Origin of the sequence: Deinococcus seoulensis (genome assembly GCF_014648115.1) — a bacterium.
Classification (GTDB): domain Bacteria; phylum Deinococcota; class Deinococci; order Deinococcales; family Deinococcaceae; genus Deinococcus; species Deinococcus seoulensis.
This window is the reverse complement of the sequence record NZ_BMQM01000019.1, coordinates 65,274-82,831: the sequence shown is the minus strand read 5'-3', so window position 1 is coordinate 82,831 and position 17,558 is coordinate 65,274. Positions and strand designations below refer to the sequence as shown.

Sequence of the window (17,558 nt, the reverse complement as noted above, 5' to 3'; positions counted from 1 at the left end):
CTCAAAACATCTTTGGGTGGTTCCGGCACGCCCATCCATCGGCATTCTTATGACAAATGCTCTAAGCGCACCTGACGCGACCCTGAACGGCGGCCACCCTCCGCCTGGGGGGGTGGCCGCCGTTCGGGGCGTTGGGGGGTTACCCCGCCGGGTTTACTTCATCAGGCGGAGTTTGCGCTGGTGGGCGGTCTCCTCGGGGAAGATCACGAGGCCCTGCTGCGGCAGGAAGGTGCGGCTGTAACGGGCCTTGGCCTGGGGTTTGAGGCTCAGGTTCTCCAGGCCGTTCAGGTTCTCGAACCACTTGTACGCCTCGACCTTCACGCCGGCCGCATTGGCGGCGTCGATCACGGCGCGGTAGCCCTCGTGGGCCAGTTTGGCGGCGCCCAGGTAGTCCAGGGCGTCGTACTTGGCCTTGGCTTGCGTGAACAGCGTGTCGGCCGATTTGGCGGTGCTGCTCACGGCGCTGGCCTTCTGGGCGCGGCGCACGCTTTCCAGCGCGGCGTTGGCGTTGTTCAGGTACGCGGCGGTCAGGTAGCGGTACTGGCTGTCCAGGTTGAACTGCCCGAAGGTGCGGGACAGGTCGTTGTACGACATGATCGAGGCGCTCTGGTCGCCCAGGTTCACGAACGTGAACTCGCCGCTGGGGCCGTACGAGACGTTCTGCTCGCTGTCGTAGCCGTCGTGGGGGTGAGAGAGGCTCAGGTGGTGGCCGATCTCGTGGACGGTGGTGTCGGTGAAGCCGTACCCGGCCTCTTTCAGTTCGGGGGTCAGGAAGGAGTACACGAAGCTCTGCGTGCCGGTCTCGCCGTCGTCGTACGCGATGCCCAGCAGGCCACCCTGGCTGTTGCTGCCGTCGTTGAACAGGTACACGGGCAGGCGGTACGTGCCGGGTTTGGTGGTCTTGTACGCCTCACGCAGTTCCTTGACCGACGCCTGGAACAGCGGCTCGCCGAAGATGTCCGCGTAGTCGAAGGTGCAGATGTCCTCGAAGCTGGTCGCGAAGAAGCACTTGTAGGCGTCCGCAAACGAACCGTCCAGCGTCGTGGGTTTCAGGGTGGTGTTGAACTTCGCGAACGGCTGGAGGGGCTGCACGCGCTCCTGCGCCAGCTGGGGTTTGAGGACGGTCGCCGGGTCGGGTGCGCCCGCGCCCTGCTCGACGTGCAGGTCCAGCGCGATCTCATCGGGCATCTGTGGGGGCGTCAGCGCGGCGCGGTAGATGGGGCTGGGCGTGAACAGCAGGTTGATCGCCACGTAGCGGGTCACGAGCGCCAGGTCCGGGCTGACCTTGCGGCCGTACCCGATGTTCGCCTTGCGGGTGCCGTACTCCCAGATGGGCGGCATGCGGTAGTCGGGCACGCCGTCGCCGTCCACGTCGGGGCTGGTCACGTCGTAGGCGGCGGTCCAGGGGTCCGGGTTGGCGGACAGGTCGTAGAACCACACGCGCTGCGCGGCCTTGCCGTCGCGGGTGCTGCCGCCCCAGGCGGTCAGGCGGCGGCTGTCACGTTTGCCGAACTCGGTGTTCGTGTCGGTGTCCTTGGCGTCCAGGCGGGCGTAACTGTGGAACTTGAAGTCCGGCCGGTCGTACCAGTTGATCATGTAGACGGTGTACTCGCCGTTCTTCACGCCCACGCGCGTGCCGTTGTCGGCCAGCCAGTTCTCGGTCTGCAACGCATCGATCACGATGTTGTTGTCGGGGTCGATGGCGCGCGTGATGTTCCCGGCTGGCGCCTCGCAGTCGGCGTCACCGGTATCCGGGTTCACGCCCTGGCAGTTGAAGTAGCTTTCCTGGTCGGTCAGCGTCGCCTTTTTGCCCGCACCGGCTGCGAACTTGAAGAAGTCGTCCTCGAAGGCCTGATCGGCGAACACATAGTTGTAATCGAAATCGAACGACGTGCCGGTCTTCTCGGTGCGGCCGTACGCACTGGGAATGCGGTTCACGGCGTCGTACGTGGCGGGCAGCGTATCCCGGAAGTCCTGGGTGTTGATCTGCCGCGCGGTCGGCACCTGCCCCGGAGGGGTCTGGCGGTAGCCCACGAACACCACGTTGACCTTCAGCTTGGTGTTGATGGTGTCACTCACGCCGGGCTTGAGGGTCTGCAGGACGCCGAAATCGGTCTGCGTGCCGGGCGTGGGCGTGGTGGGGGTAGGCGTGGTGGGCGTCTGACGGCAACCGGCGAGCAGGGAGACGCTGAGGAGGGCGGCGGCAACGGCAGTGTGTTTCATGAGACTCCTGAAAAAGGGTGAGGCACCAGACCGGAAGGGTACGGAGAACGCAGGTGCGCGGGCAGACCCGGGCGGCAGAGAGTACCTGCGGGCGGTGAGCGTCGGCGGGCGCTCCATGAGAAGCGCATGCCGGTTGAGTGAATCAAGGGGCATTCTAGGAGGCCAGCGGCGCATTGCAAGCAGGTTTGCACGCGGCCCGTACCGGGTGGGCACCCTTGACCCTGGGCGGCCCGGGACGCTAGGCTGCGCGGTAGCTCCTGCGTGGAGCGACCCACTTCAGAGCGCCCGAGAGAACTGGCTCGTAGACGGCGCGGCAACCGGACCTCATCGCGTCACGGTGCCAAGGCCAGCCCACCCGCCGCGGGTCAACGATGACCGCCGGGAGGGACCAAGAGGGAAGGTCACGCGGTTGATTCGGTTCAGCGCCCCTTCTCGCAACCCACGAGCAGGGGCGCTTTCCACGTCTGGAACGCCGCCCCGACGGTTCTCATCACCGAAGGAGGCGCACGTCATGGCGCACAAGTTTGAAACGTTGCAGGTTCACGCCGGTCAGCAGCCGGACCCGGTCACCGGGGCGCAGCAGACGCCCATCTACGCCACGAACAGTTACGTGTTCCAGTCCCCCGAGCACGCCGCCGACCTGTTCGGCCTGCGGGCCTTCGGGAACATCTACAGCCGCATCATGAACCCCACGAACGCCGTGTTCGAGCAGCGGGTCGCGGCGCTGGAGGGCGGCGTGGGCGCGCTGGCAGTCGCCAGTGGGCACGCCGCGCAGTTCCTGGCGATCACGAACGTCGCGCAGGCCGGGGACAACATCGTGTCCAGCCCGAACCTGTACGGCGGGACCGTCAACCAGTTCCGCGTGACCCTGAAACGCCTGGGCATCGAGGTGCGTTTCACCAGCCGCGAGGAACGCCCGGAGGAATTCACGGCCCTGATCGACGACCGCACCCGCGCCGTGTACCTGGAAACCATCGGGAACCCGGCCCTGAACATCCCGGATTTCGAGGCGATCGCGGCCGCCGCGCACGCCCAGGGGGTCGCGGTGTTCGTGGACAACACCTTCGGCGCCGGTGGGTACTACTGCCAGCCGCTGAAATACGGCGCGGACGTGGTGCTGCACTCGGCCAGCAAGTGGATCGGCGGGCACGGCAACGGCATCGGCGGCGTGATCGTGGACGGCGGCACCTTCGACTGGGGCAACGGCCGTTACCCCCTGATGACCGAGGCCAGCCCCAGTTACCACGGCCTGAACTTCTGGGAGACGTTCGGGGAGGGTAACCCGCTGGGCCTGCCGAACGTGGCGTTCATCACCCGCGCCCGCACCGAGGGCCTGCGCGACCTGGGCCCCACCCTGGCCCCGCAGCAGGCGTGGCAGTTCCTTCAGGGCCTGGAAACCCTGAGCCTGCGCGCCGAGCGGCACGCGCAGAACACCCTGGCGCTCGCGTCGTGGCTGGCGGCCCACCCGGACGTGGCGCGCGTCACTTACCCCGGCCTGAGCAACCACCCGCACTACGACCGCGCGCAGCATTACCTGCCGCGCGGGGCGGGCGCGGTCCTGACCTTCGAACTGCGTGGCGGGCGCGCGGCGGGCGAGGCATTCATCCGCGCCGTGAACCTCGCGCAGCACGTCGCGAACGTCGGGGACACCCGCACGCTGGTCATTCACCCGGCCAGCACCACCCACAGCCAGCTGAGCGCCGAGGCGCAGGCGGCTGCGGGCGTCACGCCCGGACTGGTGCGCGTGTCGGTGGGCATCGAACACATCGACGACATCCGCGAGGACTTCGCGCAGGCGCTGGCCGCCGCGCTGACCGAAACGGACGCCGTCCAGCCGGAAGCCGCACAACCCGGAGTGACGCAACCCGGAGTGGTGCAGTGACCGCCCAGACGCACCCCGCCCAGGTCCACCTCCCGCTCCCCGCGAGCAGCGAGGCGGACGACGCGACGGCCGCCACGGACCGATGTCAGGCGGGCCAGCCTGACCTGACACCCGCCGCGCAGACCGCCCGTCTGTTCCGGCACGCGCCCCTGCTGCTCGACTGCGGACAGCCCGTCAGTGACGTGACCGTCACGTACCACACGTACGGCACGCCACAAAGCACCGCCACCCTCGTCCTGCACGCCCTGACCGGCACCAGCGCCGTGCACGAGTGGTGGCCGGACTTCCTCGGGGAGGGAAAACCCCTGGACCCCACGCGTGACTACGTGATCTGCGCGAACGTCCTCGGCGGCTGCGCCGGCACGACCGGACCCGCCGACCTGCCCCGCGTGGCGGGCGCCGACGCCCCCCTGACCCTGCGCGACATGGCCCGCACCGGCCGCGCGCTGCTCGAACACCTGGGCGTGAACCGCGTGCGGATCGTGGGCGCCAGCATGGGCGGCATGCTCGCCTACGCCTGGCTGCTGGAATGCCCGGACCTCGTGGAACGCGCCGTGATCATCGGCGCCCCGGCCCGCCACTCACCGTGGGCCATCGGCCTGAACACCGCCGCCCGCAGCGCCATCCGCGCCGCGCCCGGCGGGGAAGGCCTGAAGGTCGCCCGGCAGATCGCCATGCTCTCGTACCGCAGCCCCGACAGTTTCGCCGTCACGCAGACCGGCCAGCGCGTGCCCGGCGTGCCCGCCATCACCAGTTACCTGCACCACCACGGCGAGAAACTCCAGGCGCGCTTCTGCGAACGCAGCTACGTGGCCCTGACCGGCGCCATGGACGCCTTCCAGCCCACCGATCAGGAACTGCGTACCATCCAGACGCCCACCCTGGTCGTCGGGATCAGCAGCGACGTCCTGTACCCACCCGCCGAGGTGCAGGCCGGCGCGTCCCTGCTGCCCCGCGCCGACTACCGCGAACTGGACTCCATTCACGGCCACGACGCCTTCCTGATGGACCCCGGTCCCCTGCCCACCCTGGTCAGCGCCTTCCTGAACCGCTGAAGGGGGGGCGCTGACTCCGGCCCGTCCGACCCTGCCAGCTCCACGCCCGGAATCCGTATCAGTCCGGCAGGCAGGCGCGCAGCAGGGCCGCCACCTGCGCCGCCGTGCCGGTCAGGGTGTGCCGCTCCAGTACGCGCTGGCGGGCCTGCACTCCGAACTGCGCCGTGCGGTCGGGGTGGGCCGCCATGGCGCGCAGTGCCCGGGCCAGCAGGTGCGGGGCGGGCGGGACCAGCAGGCCGTCCACGCCGTCGCGGATCAGTTCGGCCTGCGCGGGAATGGGTGTGGTCACGACCGGCAGACCCGACGCCATGGCTTCCAGCGTGACCAGCGACTGGTTCTCGGCCAGGGTGGGTTGCAGCAGCGCGTCGGCGGCGCGGTACAGGTCCGGCAGGTCCCAGCGGCGGCCCAGGAACGTCACGTTGCGCAGGCGCAGCGCGCGGGCCAGGGTGCGGGCTGCGCTTCCCACGCCGGAATCCATGTCGCCCGCGAACACGAAGTTCAGGTGCGGGGCGTGCCGGGCCGCCAGCACGGCCGCCAGCTGGTTCTTTTCCGGCGCGAACCGGCCCGGCACGAGGACCGTGAAGCCACTGAAGCCCAGGCGGGCGCGCAGCGCTGCGCGTTCGGCGGGCAGGGCGGGCTGGTAGCGGTCCGGGTTCACGCCGTTCGTCAGGCCGCCCACGCGGGGCAGGTTCATCTCGTTCTGTAAGAAGGCCTGCCCCCACCGTGAGACGGTCACGACCGAGTCGGCGCGGCGCAGGCCACCCAGTTTGGTCGCGCGGTACACCTGCCGGTACCAGCCCTTCAGTCCGGCCGGGTAGTGGTAGTCCAGCTGATCGTGCACCACGGCCACGCGGGGCGCGTGCAGGGCGTCCAGCGCGCGGTACGTGCCGGGGTTCCAGGCCTGCACGGCCCGCAGGTCGAAGCTGTTCAGGTCAGCCGTGACGGTCTTCAGGTCGTCGTACCGCGTGGCGGGCACCCCGGCCGCCCCGAAGCGCCGGGCGAGTTCATCCAGCGCCTCGCCGCGCGGCAGGAACACCGTGGGGTTCAGGCCGTGCGCGGGCAGGAGGGGCAGCACGTCCAGCAGCCAGACCTCGCTGCCCGCCACGCGTGGCGCGTCGGTCAGGAACGCCACGCGCAGCGCGGGCAGCGTCACTCGACTGCTTCGCCGCGCTGGAGTTTCACGGCGCGCACGAGGTTCTGGTACATCAGGGCGCTGGTCAGTGGGCCAACGCCGCCCGGAACGGGTGATTGCGCGCGCACCGGCAGGTCCGGCAGGGCGTCCCCGACGACCCCGCCGGGTTGCACGTTGATGCCGGCGTCGATCACGACGTGGTGCGGCTGCACGTGTTCCGGGCGCAGCAGTCCGGCGCGGCCCACGGCGACCACGATGGCGTCCATGCCCGCCAGTACGCGGCCCAGGTCGCGGGTGTGTTCGTTGCAGAGGGTGACGGTCGCGCCCCGGTTGTTCAGCATGAAGGTCAGGGGGCGGCCCACGGTGCGTCCGGGGCCGATCACGGCGATGTTCAGGCCGCGCAGGTCGTCGCCCAGCGCGGCGCGCAGCAGGAACCGGATGGACCGTGGCGTGGGCGGCAGGAGTGCCTCGGCTTCACGTCCGGCGGCGATCAGGGCGAGGTTGGCGGGGCTGAGGCCCTCGACGTCCTTGCGGGGCGCGAGTCGCAGCAGGGCGGCGTCGGCGTCCAGGCCCGGCGCGAGCGGGAGTTCCAGCATGATGCCGTGCACGCCGGGGTCGGCGGAGAGTTCGTCCAGCGTGGCGTGCAGGGCGGCGTCGGTCAGGGTGTCGCCCAGGTCGCGGGCGGTGAACTGCACGCCCAGGCGTTCGGCGCGGCGGGCCTTGCTGTCCACGTACACGCGGGAGGCCGGGTCGCCGCTGGCGAGCACGCTGACCAGGTGCGGGCGGAAGGTCCAGGCGCGCAGGTCGGCCTTCACGTCGCGCGTGACCTGATCGGCCAGCGCCTTGCCGGTCAGGAGCGTGGGCGCAGTGGCCGTGTCGTGACCTGGGGTGTCGTGACCTGGAGTGTGGTGGGCCTGGGTGTGGTGGGCCGGGGTGGGGGAATCTGGTGTGGGCATCTGGGAATCCGATCGTGAGAGGGGAGCTGGGGTGCCGGGCGGCGGGTGTCCGGGACAGCATACCGATTTGCCTGTGGGTGCAGCGGGCGGTCATACGGACTCCGATTGAATGGACGCCCGTGCTGTTCGGGGGGGTCGGAGGCCGGAACGGGAACGGAGAGGCCGGGCGGGGTAGCGGGCCGATCCCTACACGTGGTCTTAACCAACGGGCATTCTTTGACGTAAAAAGGCTCATTTCGGGTGGATTCCAATCCCCTGGGGGGGGATACGTGAAGACCTTCACAGCGTCCGCCACAGCGCGGGCCTATCTTCTGTCCAGATGGTCATTGACGCCCCCCGCCCCGCCCGCGCCCGCAGCGCGGAAGAAAAGAACCGCCGCCGCGACGACATCCTGCGTGCGGCCGAACGCCTCTGGACGACCACCACCTACGCCGACCTGAGCATGAACCAGGTGGCGCGCGAAGCCCGGCTGGCCAAGGGCACGCTGTATCTGTACTTCGACACCAAGGAAGAACTGTTCCTGGCGCTGCTCAGCGAGCACCTGAACGCCTGGATCACCCGCACCGCCGAGATCCTTCAGGAACGCCAGCCCCGCACGCCCGCCCAGGTCAGCGACGCCCTGCTGGACTCCAGCGAGACCCTGACCCCGCTGCGCCGCCTGCTGGTGCTGCTGGGCACCGTGCTGGAACGCAACGTGCGCCCCGAACTGGCCACCGAGTTCCGCCGTGACCTCGACGCGCAACTGGGCCGACTGGTCGAGCACATGCCGTACAGCCAGCCCACCACCCTGCGCATCCTGCGGCACCTGTACGCCGTGGCGATCGGCTGGCAGCAGTTCAGCGAGTCCCTGCCCGGCCTGGACCCGCAGACCGGCGAACCCACCCAGGACGCCCAGTGGACCTTCCAGAGCGAGTTCGAACTGGCGCTGCGTTCGGTCGTGGATCACCTGGCCGCGCAGGACACCGCCGCGCAGTAACCCGCCCCTCCGCAGCAGCGCCAGACGTCATGTGTCTGGCGCTGCTGCTCATGGCACCTGCCGCCCGCTGAAGGGCAGGAGTTCATACGGACTCCGATTGAACGGGGAAGGTCATTCAATCCGAGCGGATGCGAGTGGGAAACAAACAGCAGTCCGTATCAGCGCAATGATGCGGACAGGTTCATCACTTCAGGGCAGACCAGCGATGAACACGCAGTGTGTACCCCTCCCCCTTGAGTGGGGAGGCTGGGAGGGGGTGAGCAGGAATGGCGTGACAGAAGACGTGTTCCATGCTGTTCCCCTCTGGCACCCGGACAGTGTCCGCACCATTGATCAGCGGCGGAACTTACCGACCGAGAGGGTCCAGTTCAGCGTGACAGGCCGGGTCGCGGTGCCCAGGTTCACGCCCGCCGCCTCACAGGCCCGCCGGGCGGTGTCCGGCACGAGCGGCAGCACGTTCAGGGTCGTGCCCAGCCGCGCCGGAAGGTACTGCACGCCCAGCGTCACGCCGCGCAGGCAGGCGGGCGCGCGGCCCACGATGAACTCCTCGTCCCGCAGGGCCGGAATCACGCTGGCTTCCGGCACGACCTTCCAGGCGCCCGCACCCTGCCACGCGAACACGTGCCGCACCTGACACTGCCCGGCCGCGCACCACTCGCGGTTCAGGACCAGTAGCGCCTGCCCGGCGCGCAGGAACGTCGCGGCCCGCACGGTCGTGAAGGTCGGCCCGGCGGACTCCAGGGCGCTGTGCCCGCGCCATTCCAGGTAGTGGTTCGGGGCGTCGTGCACCTGCACTGCGAACAGGTTCTGCGTGGCGGGCCAGTCCAGCCGTTCGCGGCGGGCGTAGGCCAGCAGGGACGCCTCGCCCGCCGCCGGCTGAAAGGACGTCATGAAGCGCCGCACGCCCTCCAGCGGCCCCAGCGGGTCGGGCTTGAGGGCCTGCGCGGCCGCGCCCGGCAGGGTGACCGCGCCCAGCAGCGCAGCGGCGCGGATCATCAGACTGAATACAGGATCACGTTTGAACACTTCACCGTTCATAGCGCCTGCACTCTGACTGGAACCTGACGGGCACCGGGCGTTCCTGCCTGCGCGTTCCTGTCTGCCTGTGCGCGGGCAGTGCCGCCCGGCGCGGCGCGTATCCTGCGCTGGTATGCGCGTAGTACTGAAACTCGGCACCAGCGTCCTGACCGCCGGCACGGACCGCCTGCACCGCCCCCGACTGGTGGACCTGATGCGCGGCCTGGCCGCCGTGCGCGCCGCCGGGCACGAGGCCGTGCTGGTCACCAGCGGCGCCGTCCTGGCCGGCTGGGAGGCGCTGGGCTTCCCACCGCGCGACCGCACCCTGGCCGAGAAGCAACTGCTGGCCGCCGTCGGGCAGGGCCGCCTGATGCACACGTACGCGCAACTGGCGGACCTGTACGGCCTGCCGGTCGCGCAGGTCCTGCTGACCGCCGACGACTTCCGGGACCGCACCCGCTACCTGAATGCCCGCACCACCCTGGACGCCTGCCTCGCGCGGGGCGTCATGCCGATCATCAACGAGAACGACGCCGTGGCCCTCGAGCAGATCAAGGTCGGGGACAACGACACCCTCTCGGCGTTCGTGGCGAACCTGACCGAGGCGGACCTGCTGGTCATCCTGACCGACGCGCCCGGCCTGTACACCGCCGACCCGCGCAGCGACCCCGCGGCCACGCTGATCCCGGTCGTGGAACGCGTCACCCCGGACGTCTGGGCGCGCGCCGGGGGCGCCGGATCGCACCGCGGCACGGGCGGCATGCACACCAAGATCCAGGCGGCCGAGATCGCCACCCGCGCCGGAACGCCCGTCGTGATCGCCCCCGGTGACGCCCCGGACGCCCTGGTGCGCATCGTGGGCGGCGAGGCCATCGGCACGCGCTTCCTGGCCGCCGGAACCCGCCTGGAAGCCCGCAAACGCTGGATCCTGGCCGAGATCGCCGCCGGGCGCGTCCTGCTGGACGACGGGGCCGCCCGCGCCGTCCGCGAGCGCGGCGGGAGCCTGCTGCCGGCCGGGATCACGCAGGTCGAGGGCAGCTTCCGGCGGGGGCACACCATCCGCCTGATCGACCCCGGCGGCCACGAGATCGCGCGCGGCCTGACCCGCTACGCCTCGGCGGACCTGACCCGCATCGCCGGGCGGCACTCCCGCGAGATCGAGGGCCTGCTGGGCTTCACGTACGGCCCGGAAGCCGTGCACCGCGACGACCTCGTGCGGCTGTAGACCCGTGCGGCGCAGGCACGCGGCCCACACGCAGCGCCCGTAGCGCCGCCTATACTGCCGTGCGTGCTGTTGCCCATGCTCTCCATTCCGCTGCTCGCCTCCCAGTTGACCGTCGCGGACCCCGCCGGAGACGCGCGCGGTGACGGCGGGTACATCCTGCCCACCCGGCCCGCCATCACGGCCGAGATGCTCGACCTGCGTTCCTTCTCTGCCGACAGCAGCGGCGACACCATGCGCTTCACCGTCAGTTTCGGGCAGATGGGCAACCCCTGGAACGCGCCGGGCGGCTTCAGCGCCGGGGTCACGGACATCTTCGTGAAGGGCGCACTGGGCGGGCAGCAGGTCCTGGCCGACACGGGCCTGCGCGTGCGCGAGCAGGGCGGCTGGCAGTACCACCTGCGCGTCACGGGCACCGGCGCCACCCTGCACGAGGCGAACACGCTGGGCACCCTGACCACCCGCCCCGCACCGACCGTGCAGGTGCAGGGCACCAGCCTGATCATCGACGCGGCCATTCCCGCCGGGAACTACGGGTACTGGGTGACCAGCAGCGTGTACACGCCCCTGTCCGCCAGCGGCATCCTGAAACCGGGGCAGGACACCCGGCCCACCGCGTTGCAGGCCGGACGGAGCGGCGCGCCCACCCCGGTCGACGTGCTCGCCCCCGCCGGGGACACGCAGGCGTTCACGAACGACACGCTGGCCGCCGTGGGTGAAACGCGCGACTGGGTCAGCATCGCCCTGATCGTGCTGGGCGGCGCGGGCCTGCTGATCACCGTGATCGCCACCACGCTGGTCTGGCGCCGACTGGCCCGCCCGTCGTGAACGTCCAGGCGGCCGCCGCCCCCCGCGCCCTGATTCCCGCGCCGCTGCTGATCCTGACCGCCGCCGTCCTGTGGGGCCTGCTGGGCATCCTGGGCAAGCAGGCGCAGGCGGCCGGGATCGCCCCGCTGGAAGTCGCGTTCTGGCGCGCCGCCCTGGCCGGGGGGCTGTACGCGCTGCATGCGGCCGTGATCCGCGCGCCCCTGCCACGCGGCCGGGACCTGCTCGTCACGGCCGCGTTCGGCGTGGCGGGCGTCAGCGTGTTCTACGGCAGTTACCAGCTGGCCGTCCGGGCGGGCGGCGCGAGCCTCGCGAGCGTGCTGCTGTACACCGCGCCCGCTTTCGTCGCCCTGATCGGCTGGGCGGCGTGGCGCGAACGCCTGGGCCGGCGCGAGGCCCTCGCCATCGGCGGCACGCTGGGCGGCATCGGCCTGATCAGCCTGGGCGGCGGGCAGGGCGTGACCGTCAGCCCGGCCGCGCTGGGCCTGGGCCTGACGGCCGGGTTTACGTACTCGCTGTACTACATCTACGGCCGCGCCTTCTTCGACCGCTACGCGCCGCCCGCGCTGCTGGCCGTCGCGCTGCCCGTGGGGGCCGCGTGCCTGCTGCCGTTCGTGACGTTCAGCGCCAAGACCGCGCCCGCCTGGGGCAGCCTGATCGCCCTGTCGTTCTTCAGCACGTACCTGGCGTACCTGGCGTACAGCGCGGGCCTGCGCCGCCTGAACGCCACGCGCGCCAGCGTGATCGCCAGCCTGGAACCCGTCGTGGCGGCCGGACTGGCGGCCCTGCTGTTCGCAGAGCGTCCCGCGCCGCTGGCCCTGCTGGGCGCGGCCCTGGTCATCGGGGCCGCCCTGCTGCTCAGCCTGCAACCCGCCGAGAAGCACCCGCCCGTCGAGTAGGAGGGTGGCGAAAATCAGCCAGGTAGTCCCCTAGAAGGGCAACGAGGAAGGCGTCGCATGATCTACCAGATCGAGAACGACCTCAGACAGGTGACAGAGAGCGGTCAGTGGGACGCCAGGTTGATTCGCTTCCCTCACTGGGGTGATGCCACCTTCACGAACCCCACCATTGACTACACCTCCAGGGCACCCACCCCCGTGGAATTTATCGGTGAACTGGCACGCTTGCAGCAGGTGGACTTCCCTTATCTCGATCAGGGGATCCTGCCGCTGATGTCCATGCGGATGCTGATGGTACTGCTCTCTACTGGCGAATTTCCCTATCGCCTTCATCCCACCAGGATCTACGACCTATCCGTCCAGGATCAGGTCGTCGCACCACAGGACGGCGAAAGGACGCAGACTGTCATCACCGACCCCACCCTCTATACGGACACCTTCTTCCTCGTTCAGCTTCTGGAGTGGTGCGACGTGCTTGACCGTCAGCGGACGATCCTCGCAAAGAGCGAATACAACGCCCGTGGAAAACGGATCGGAGTGACTGGCATGCGGGCGAAGGAAGCGGACAGCCTGTACCTGGACAGTGAAGCCATTGAGCGGCTCGCGTTGACGGTGCCCGAAATGACGCTTCCAGGGGCCTTCCGGATCAAAGACCTGTCAACCCGCCTCCTGTGCACACGGAAAACAAAGCAGGCGTGCCGCGATGCTGGCCTGAGAGGCGTCTCGTTCCGGCCTATTCCAACGCCTCTTGAAAGCGGTGACCGGGCAGTGGACGGCGGCTACAGGCTCCTGCCTGAGGAAACGTTGTCCTCCTTTGATTTGGACTCCGGTTGAGTTGGTGGGCAGAACTGTTCAATCCGAGCAGACGTGCCCCGCCTAAGCCAGTGCGGCGTTCAGTTCGTCGCGGAAGGTGCGGGCGGCCTGCACGCTGGCCGGTACGTCCAGGCCGCGTGCGTACTGCACGCCCCGGCTGGCGCTGGCCAGCGCCCCGGTGCCGCCCGCGTCGAAGGCGGGGGCCAGTTGCGCCGCCGTGGCTCCCTGGGCGCCCAGGCCCGGCAGCAGCAGCAGGGCGCGCGGCATCCGGGCGCGGAACGCGGCGAGGTCCTGCGGGTGCGTGGCGCCCACGACCGCGCCGACGCTGGCGTACTCGCCGTCCTCGGCGGCGTTCAGGCGCGTGATCTCGTCGGCCACGCGTTCGCTGACACCGTGCCCCTGAAGGTCCGCCTGTCCGGGGTTGCTGGTCTTCACGAGCACGAACACCGCGCCGCCACTGGCGCGGGCCGTGTCCACAAAGGGGGTCAGGGTCTCGAAACCCAGGAAGGGATTGACGGTCAGGGCCGCGCCCGCGTGCCGTCCGGTCAGCCAGCCCTGCGCGTACGCCTGCGCGGTACTGCCGATATCGCCGCGTTTGGCGTCCAGCAGCACGGGCAGGCCCAGCGTGCGGGCCGCCGCGCACACGTCCTCCAGAATGCGCATTCCTTCCAGGCCCAGCGCCTCGTAGAACGCCAGTTGCGGCTTGACGCACGCGGCGTACGGCGCGGTCGCCTCCAGCACGTCCAGCGTGTGGGTACGCAGGTGCGCGGCGTCCCGGTACCCGTCCAGGCGGGGGTCCAGGCCCACGCACAGGCGGGTGTTCAGGCGGCGGGTTCGGTCGGTGACAGCCTGCGCGAAGTTCATCGGGTCCGAGGCTACCGCATCTGCCGCCCGGCCCGTCCACGCACCCCGACCGGACGCCCCCGCGCAGACGGTACCCTGACACGCATGACCTTTTCCATCGTGGGCCGCGACGCCCGCACGGGCGACCTGGGCGTGGCCGTCGCCAGCAAGTTCCTGGCCGTGGGCGCGCTGGTGCCGTTCGTGCAGGGCGGCGTGGGCGCCGTCGCCACCCAGAGTTACGTGAACCCCACCTTCGGCCCGGAAGGGCTGCGGCTGCTGAGCAGCGGCCTGGACGCGCAGGCCGTCAGCGCGCACTTCCAGGCGACCGACCCCGGCATCGCGCAGCGGCAGTTCGGTCTGGTGAGTGCCAGCGGCGGCAGCGCCACCTTCACCGGCCCCGACTGCCACGCCTGGGCGGGCGGGTACGCCGCGCCGGACGTCGCGATCCAGGGCAACATCCTGGCCGGGCCGGGCGTCGTGACCGCCATGCGCGCCGCCTGGGAGGCCGGAACGGACCTGCCACTGCCGCGCCGCCTGCTGGCCGCCCTGATGGCCGGCGACGCGGCCGGAGGGGACCGCCGGGGCCGTCAGTCGGCCGTGCTGCTGTGCGCCGGACCCGGGCGCGGCTACGGCGGCCTGACCGACGACTGGGTGAACCTGCGCGCCGACGACCACGCCGCCCCCTGCGCGGAACTGGCCCGCCTGCTTGACGTGCACGACCTGCTGTTCACCCGCCCCGAAACCACCCGCCCCCTCACGCCGGAGCAGCTGGACTGGCTGCGCGCCCTGCTGATCCGCCAGGGGTACGCCGCCGCCCTGCCCGCCGGACCCTGGGACACCGACACCGAGGCGGCCGCCTGGGCGCTGTACGGCACCGAGAACCTGGAGGAACGCTGGGTGCCCGGCGGTCAGGTGGACCCCGTCGCGCTGGCGTACCTCCAGCAGCGGTACGGTGCCGAGGGGTGATGCGGGCCTGAACCTGTAGCCATAGACCCTTCCCCCATACCCTGGGGCGGTGTGGGCGGCGCGGCGCGGTACACTGCCTGCCATGCGGCTTTCAGCCACCGACGTGTACGCCTTTCAGGCGCTGGGATTCCTGGGCACCCAGGACCCGGCCCGCTGGGTGTCCAGCGAGGAAATCAGCGAATCGACCGGCGTTCACCGCCCCTACCTGGTGCGCATCCTGGCGGCCCTGACCGCCAAGGGCGTCGTGAAAAGCAAGAAAGGCATCGGCGGCGGGTACGCCCTGGCGCGGCGCCCCCAGCTGATCAGCCTGTGCGAGGTCGTGCGCGCCATCGACGGGCCGGTCGCGCCGCTGTCATGCATCAGCCTCAACTGGCACGAACACTGCCCCGAGGAGGACCGCTGCCACGCCCGCACCACCATCTACACCCGCATGCGCGACGCCATGCTGGGCGTGTTGCAGGAGTTCAGCGTGCAGGACCTCGTGATCGACGCGCAGCAGGGCGTCAGTTACGGCCACTGCCTCGGCCACCTCCTGAAACCCAACGCGTAGGAGGGTGACAGGTTGAAAGTCGATGGTTGATGGAAGGAACGCCCCTCTATCAACCATCGACTTTCAACCATCAACCTACTTCAGGTACGGTTCGAAGCGGTTGCGGTTACTGCTGTCGGGGTCTTCGGTAGCGCGCACGACCGAGCGGGCGCTGAAGACCAGCAACAGGCGCCCGGCGGGGGCGGCCGTGTCGGCGCGCAGGGTGCCCTGGTTCACGCGGTACGGGCCGGACAGCATGGCCTGCATGGTGCTGGGATCGAAGGCCAGCGCGGTGCCGGTCAGGGCGGGTTTGCTGGCCTTCACGCCGCCGCGCGCGGTCACGAACCCGGTCTTGACGTTCAGGGTCATGCTGGGCGCGCTGAGGGCCGTGAAGCGGGCGTCGTTGTACGTGACGTTCCCGGTGGCGGTGACCGTTCCGGCCTTCAGGTCGTACGTGACCTGAGCGGCTTTCAGGGTGCCGCCCTGCCGGGTCGTGATGGTCGCGTCCTGCGCGCTCAGCCGCTGCCCCGGCTGTAACTGCATGCGCGCCGCCGTGAGTTTCACGCCGCCCCGGCTGTCGGTGGCGGTGCCGCCCTGCGGCAGGTCGGTCGCGCCGGTTTCGAGGTTCAGGTTCTGCGGGCCGCGCGGCGTGACGTTCAGACCGCCGAACGTGACGGCCTGCGCGCCGCCCACGGCCAGGGTCAGGGCCGTCAGCGTGCCGGTCAGCAGACGCGTCAGAGTGGGGGAGGGGGTGCGCTTCATGAGGCCCACCGTAACGGGCGGGGCGCTGAGCGGCGTGAGGAGACCCGTCAGCTTCGGTTCAGGCGGCCTGCCCAGGACCGGGGAACGCGGCCTTCTCATCTGGGCCGGTCCCGGCTCATGCGTTCCCACCCGAGTGGGCGGGCGTGGGCGCTACACTCCGCGCAGTGAAGCGTCCCACTGTTCCCTCCACGCGGTCCCTGCTGACCGCCGCCGCGCTGAGCTGCGCGCTGCTGTTCCCGGCGGCGCAGGCCGCGCCGCGCATCGGTTCTCACGACGGGTACACGCGGCTGGTGTTCGACCTGCCCGCCTCGGCCAGCGCGCCCAGCATCAACGCGAAGGTGGCGGCGCAGTCCATCACTGTGAAACTGGGCGTGTCGCTGCCCAGCGAGCAGGGACCGCTGCGCGCTCCGGGCGTCACCGCGTACGCCGTGTCGGGCAGCACCGTCACGGTCACGCTGGCCGCCGGGCACGGCAGCGCCCGCAGCAGCGTCCTGCCCGCCGCTGGGGGGCAACCCGCGCGGCTGGTGATTGACGTGCCCACCAGCGCCGCCGCGTCGGCCATTCCGGCGGCGGCGGCCCGCCCGGTCGCCGTGACCCGCCCGGCCAGCACGGCCGTGACCGCCCGCCCGCGCGTGGTGCTCGATGCCGGGCACGGCGGGATCGATCCCGGCATGGTCAGCCGCTGGGTGACCGAGGAGGACGTGACGCTGGACGTGGCCCTGCGCACCCGCGCCGAGTTGCAGCGCCACGGGGTGGACGTGATCATGACCCGCACCACTGACCGGCACCTGAGCACCAACAAGAGCGCCGACCTCGAGGCCCGCTCGCGCATGGCGAACAACGGGCAGGTGAGTGCGTTCGTCAGCATTCACGTGAACTCGGCCGGGCCGTCCGCGCAGGGCATCGAGACGTACTACTTCGGGCAGCCGCTGGCGGGCAGTAACCGCAGCCTGGCCGTGCAGGAGAACGGCGGCGGCAGCCTCGGCGAGCAGCTGACCCGTCAGGCGGCCAGCACCGCCCAGAACCTGCTGGGCGACATTCTGGCGCAGGCGAAGATCTCGTTCAGCCGTCAGCTGGCGCAGCGGGTGCAGTCGCGCCTGATCGCCGCGACGGGCGCCGTGAACCGTGGCGTGCAGACCGACGCGTTCTACGTGATCCGCAACCCCACCACGCCCGCCATCCTGGTCGAGGTGGGGTTCGGGTCGCACCCGGTCGAGGGGCCGAAACTGGCGTCCGCCGCGTACCGCGAGCAGCTGGCGCAGGCGCTGGCGCGGGCCATCCTGGACTTCCTGAACACCAAGTAACGCGGGGCCGCGCGGTGGGGGCGGGCAGGTTCCCGTAGGGGTTTCTTTCACCTGGGGTGACCGGCGCCGCGCCTTCACGGTACTATCCTTGACAGTCAACGTGGAATCACTTCCATTCGCCGTGAAGGTTCCCGATCTTTAGTTCCGCGCACGC

At 70.4% G+C, this 17,558-nt stretch carries 16 protein-coding genes; 10 read left to right on the top strand and 6 right to left on the bottom strand.

Going from position 1 to position 17,558, the window contains the following annotated elements:
- Positions 1 to 153: 153 nt before the first annotated feature.
- A complete protein-coding gene (locus tag IEY70_RS13815) occupies positions 154 to 2,223 on the bottom strand; it encodes a zinc metalloprotease (RefSeq protein ID WP_189065610.1) in 2,070 nt (689 codons plus the stop codon).
- 511 nt (positions 2,224 to 2,734) lie between these two features.
- Between IEY70_RS13815 and IEY70_RS13810 the strand changes: the two genes are divergently transcribed.
- Together IEY70_RS13810 and IEY70_RS13805 are read left to right on the top strand one after the other, a co-directional pair.
- Positions 2,735 to 4,105 (top strand): O-acetylhomoserine aminocarboxypropyltransferase/cysteine synthase family protein, encoded by a 1,371-nt coding sequence (locus tag IEY70_RS13810; protein WP_189065609.1) that lies wholly within the window; start codon positions 2,735 to 2,737, stop codon positions 4,103 to 4,105.
- Positions 4,102 to 5,160 (top strand): homoserine O-acetyltransferase family protein, encoded by a 1,059-nt coding sequence (locus tag IEY70_RS13805; RefSeq protein ID WP_189065608.1) that lies wholly within the window; start codon positions 4,102 to 4,104, stop codon positions 5,158 to 5,160. Before IEY70_RS13810 ends, IEY70_RS13805 begins: the two co-directional genes overlap by 4 nt.
- A 58-nt stretch (positions 5,161 to 5,218) precedes the next feature.
- Here the strand turns inward: IEY70_RS13805 and IEY70_RS13800 are convergent, their stop codons facing one another.
- Both IEY70_RS13800 and IEY70_RS13795 read right to left on the bottom strand, forming a co-directional pair.
- Positions 5,219 to 6,313: a glycosyltransferase family 4 protein gene (locus IEY70_RS13800; RefSeq protein WP_189065607.1), complete on the bottom strand. Its 1,095-nt coding sequence runs from the start codon at positions 6,311 to 6,313 to the stop codon at positions 5,219 to 5,221.
- Positions 6,310 to 7,248 (bottom strand): bifunctional 5,10-methylenetetrahydrofolate dehydrogenase/5,10-methenyltetrahydrofolate cyclohydrolase, encoded by a 939-nt coding sequence (locus IEY70_RS13795; protein ID WP_189065606.1) that lies wholly within the window; start codon positions 7,246 to 7,248, stop codon positions 6,310 to 6,312. Before IEY70_RS13795 ends, IEY70_RS13800 begins: the two co-directional genes overlap by 4 nt.
- A gap of 319 nt (positions 7,249 to 7,567) precedes the next feature.
- Between IEY70_RS13795 and IEY70_RS13790 the strand changes: the two genes are divergently transcribed.
- Positions 7,568 to 8,224, top strand: a complete 657-nt coding sequence (locus IEY70_RS13790; protein WP_189065605.1) for a TetR/AcrR family transcriptional regulator — start codon at positions 7,568 to 7,570, stop codon at positions 8,222 to 8,224.
- Between the two features lie 333 nt (positions 8,225 to 8,557).
- Here the strand turns inward: IEY70_RS13790 and IEY70_RS13785 are convergent, their stop codons facing one another.
- Positions 8,558 to 9,262, bottom strand: a complete 705-nt coding sequence (locus IEY70_RS13785) for a hypothetical protein (protein ID WP_189065604.1) — start codon at positions 9,260 to 9,262, stop codon at positions 8,558 to 8,560.
- A gap of 112 nt (positions 9,263 to 9,374) precedes the next feature.
- Here IEY70_RS13785 and proB point away from each other — a divergent pair, with 112 nt between their 5' ends.
- From proB to IEY70_RS13765, 4 genes are all read left to right on the top strand, one after another.
- Positions 9,375 to 10,466, top strand: coding sequence for a glutamate 5-kinase (proB, locus tag IEY70_RS13780; RefSeq protein WP_189065603.1), 1,092 nt, complete (start codon positions 9,375 to 9,377; stop codon positions 10,464 to 10,466).
- A gap of 63 nt (positions 10,467 to 10,529) precedes the next feature.
- Positions 10,530 to 11,291 (top strand): glucodextranase DOMON-like domain-containing protein, encoded by a 762-nt coding sequence (locus IEY70_RS13775; RefSeq protein WP_229777924.1) that lies wholly within the window; start codon positions 10,530 to 10,532, stop codon positions 11,289 to 11,291.
- On the top strand, positions 11,288 to 12,187 hold the full coding sequence (locus IEY70_RS13770; RefSeq protein ID WP_229777923.1) for a DMT family transporter: 900 nt from the start codon (positions 11,288 to 11,290) through the stop codon (positions 12,185 to 12,187). Before IEY70_RS13775 ends, IEY70_RS13770 begins: the two co-directional genes overlap by 4 nt.
- A gap of 57 nt (positions 12,188 to 12,244) precedes the next feature.
- Complete coding sequence (locus tag IEY70_RS13765; protein ID WP_189065602.1) at positions 12,245 to 13,021, top strand: hypothetical protein; 777 nt, start codon at positions 12,245 to 12,247, stop codon at positions 13,019 to 13,021.
- A 42-nt stretch (positions 13,022 to 13,063) separates the two neighbouring features.
- Here the strand turns inward: IEY70_RS13765 and pyrF are convergent, their stop codons facing one another.
- Complete coding sequence (pyrF, locus tag IEY70_RS13760) at positions 13,064 to 13,864, bottom strand: orotidine-5'-phosphate decarboxylase (RefSeq protein WP_189065601.1); 801 nt, start codon at positions 13,862 to 13,864, stop codon at positions 13,064 to 13,066.
- Between the two features lie 84 nt (positions 13,865 to 13,948).
- On the opposite strand from pyrF, the gene IEY70_RS13755 reads away from it, so the two are divergent.
- A complete protein-coding gene (locus tag IEY70_RS13755) occupies positions 13,949 to 14,809 on the top strand; it encodes a DUF1028 domain-containing protein (RefSeq protein ID WP_189065600.1) in 861 nt (286 codons plus the stop codon).
- 82 nt (positions 14,810 to 14,891) lie between these two features.
- The gene (locus IEY70_RS13750; protein ID WP_055362277.1) at positions 14,892 to 15,359 is read left to right on the top strand and encodes an Rrf2 family transcriptional regulator; all 468 of its coding nucleotides are present in this window, start codon (positions 14,892 to 14,894) and stop codon (positions 15,357 to 15,359) included.
- 75 nt (positions 15,360 to 15,434) lie between these two features.
- Here IEY70_RS13750 and IEY70_RS13745 read toward each other — a convergent pair whose 3' ends face one another.
- Positions 15,435 to 16,100: a hypothetical protein gene (locus tag IEY70_RS13745; RefSeq protein WP_229777922.1), complete on the bottom strand. Its 666-nt coding sequence runs from the start codon at positions 16,098 to 16,100 to the stop codon at positions 15,435 to 15,437.
- A gap of 164 nt (positions 16,101 to 16,264) precedes the next feature.
- Between IEY70_RS13745 and IEY70_RS13740 the strand changes: the two genes are divergently transcribed.
- A complete protein-coding gene (locus tag IEY70_RS13740; protein WP_308425523.1) occupies positions 16,265 to 17,404 on the top strand; it encodes an N-acetylmuramoyl-L-alanine amidase family protein in 1,140 nt (379 codons plus the stop codon).
- Positions 17,405 to 17,558 lie beyond the last annotated feature (154 nt).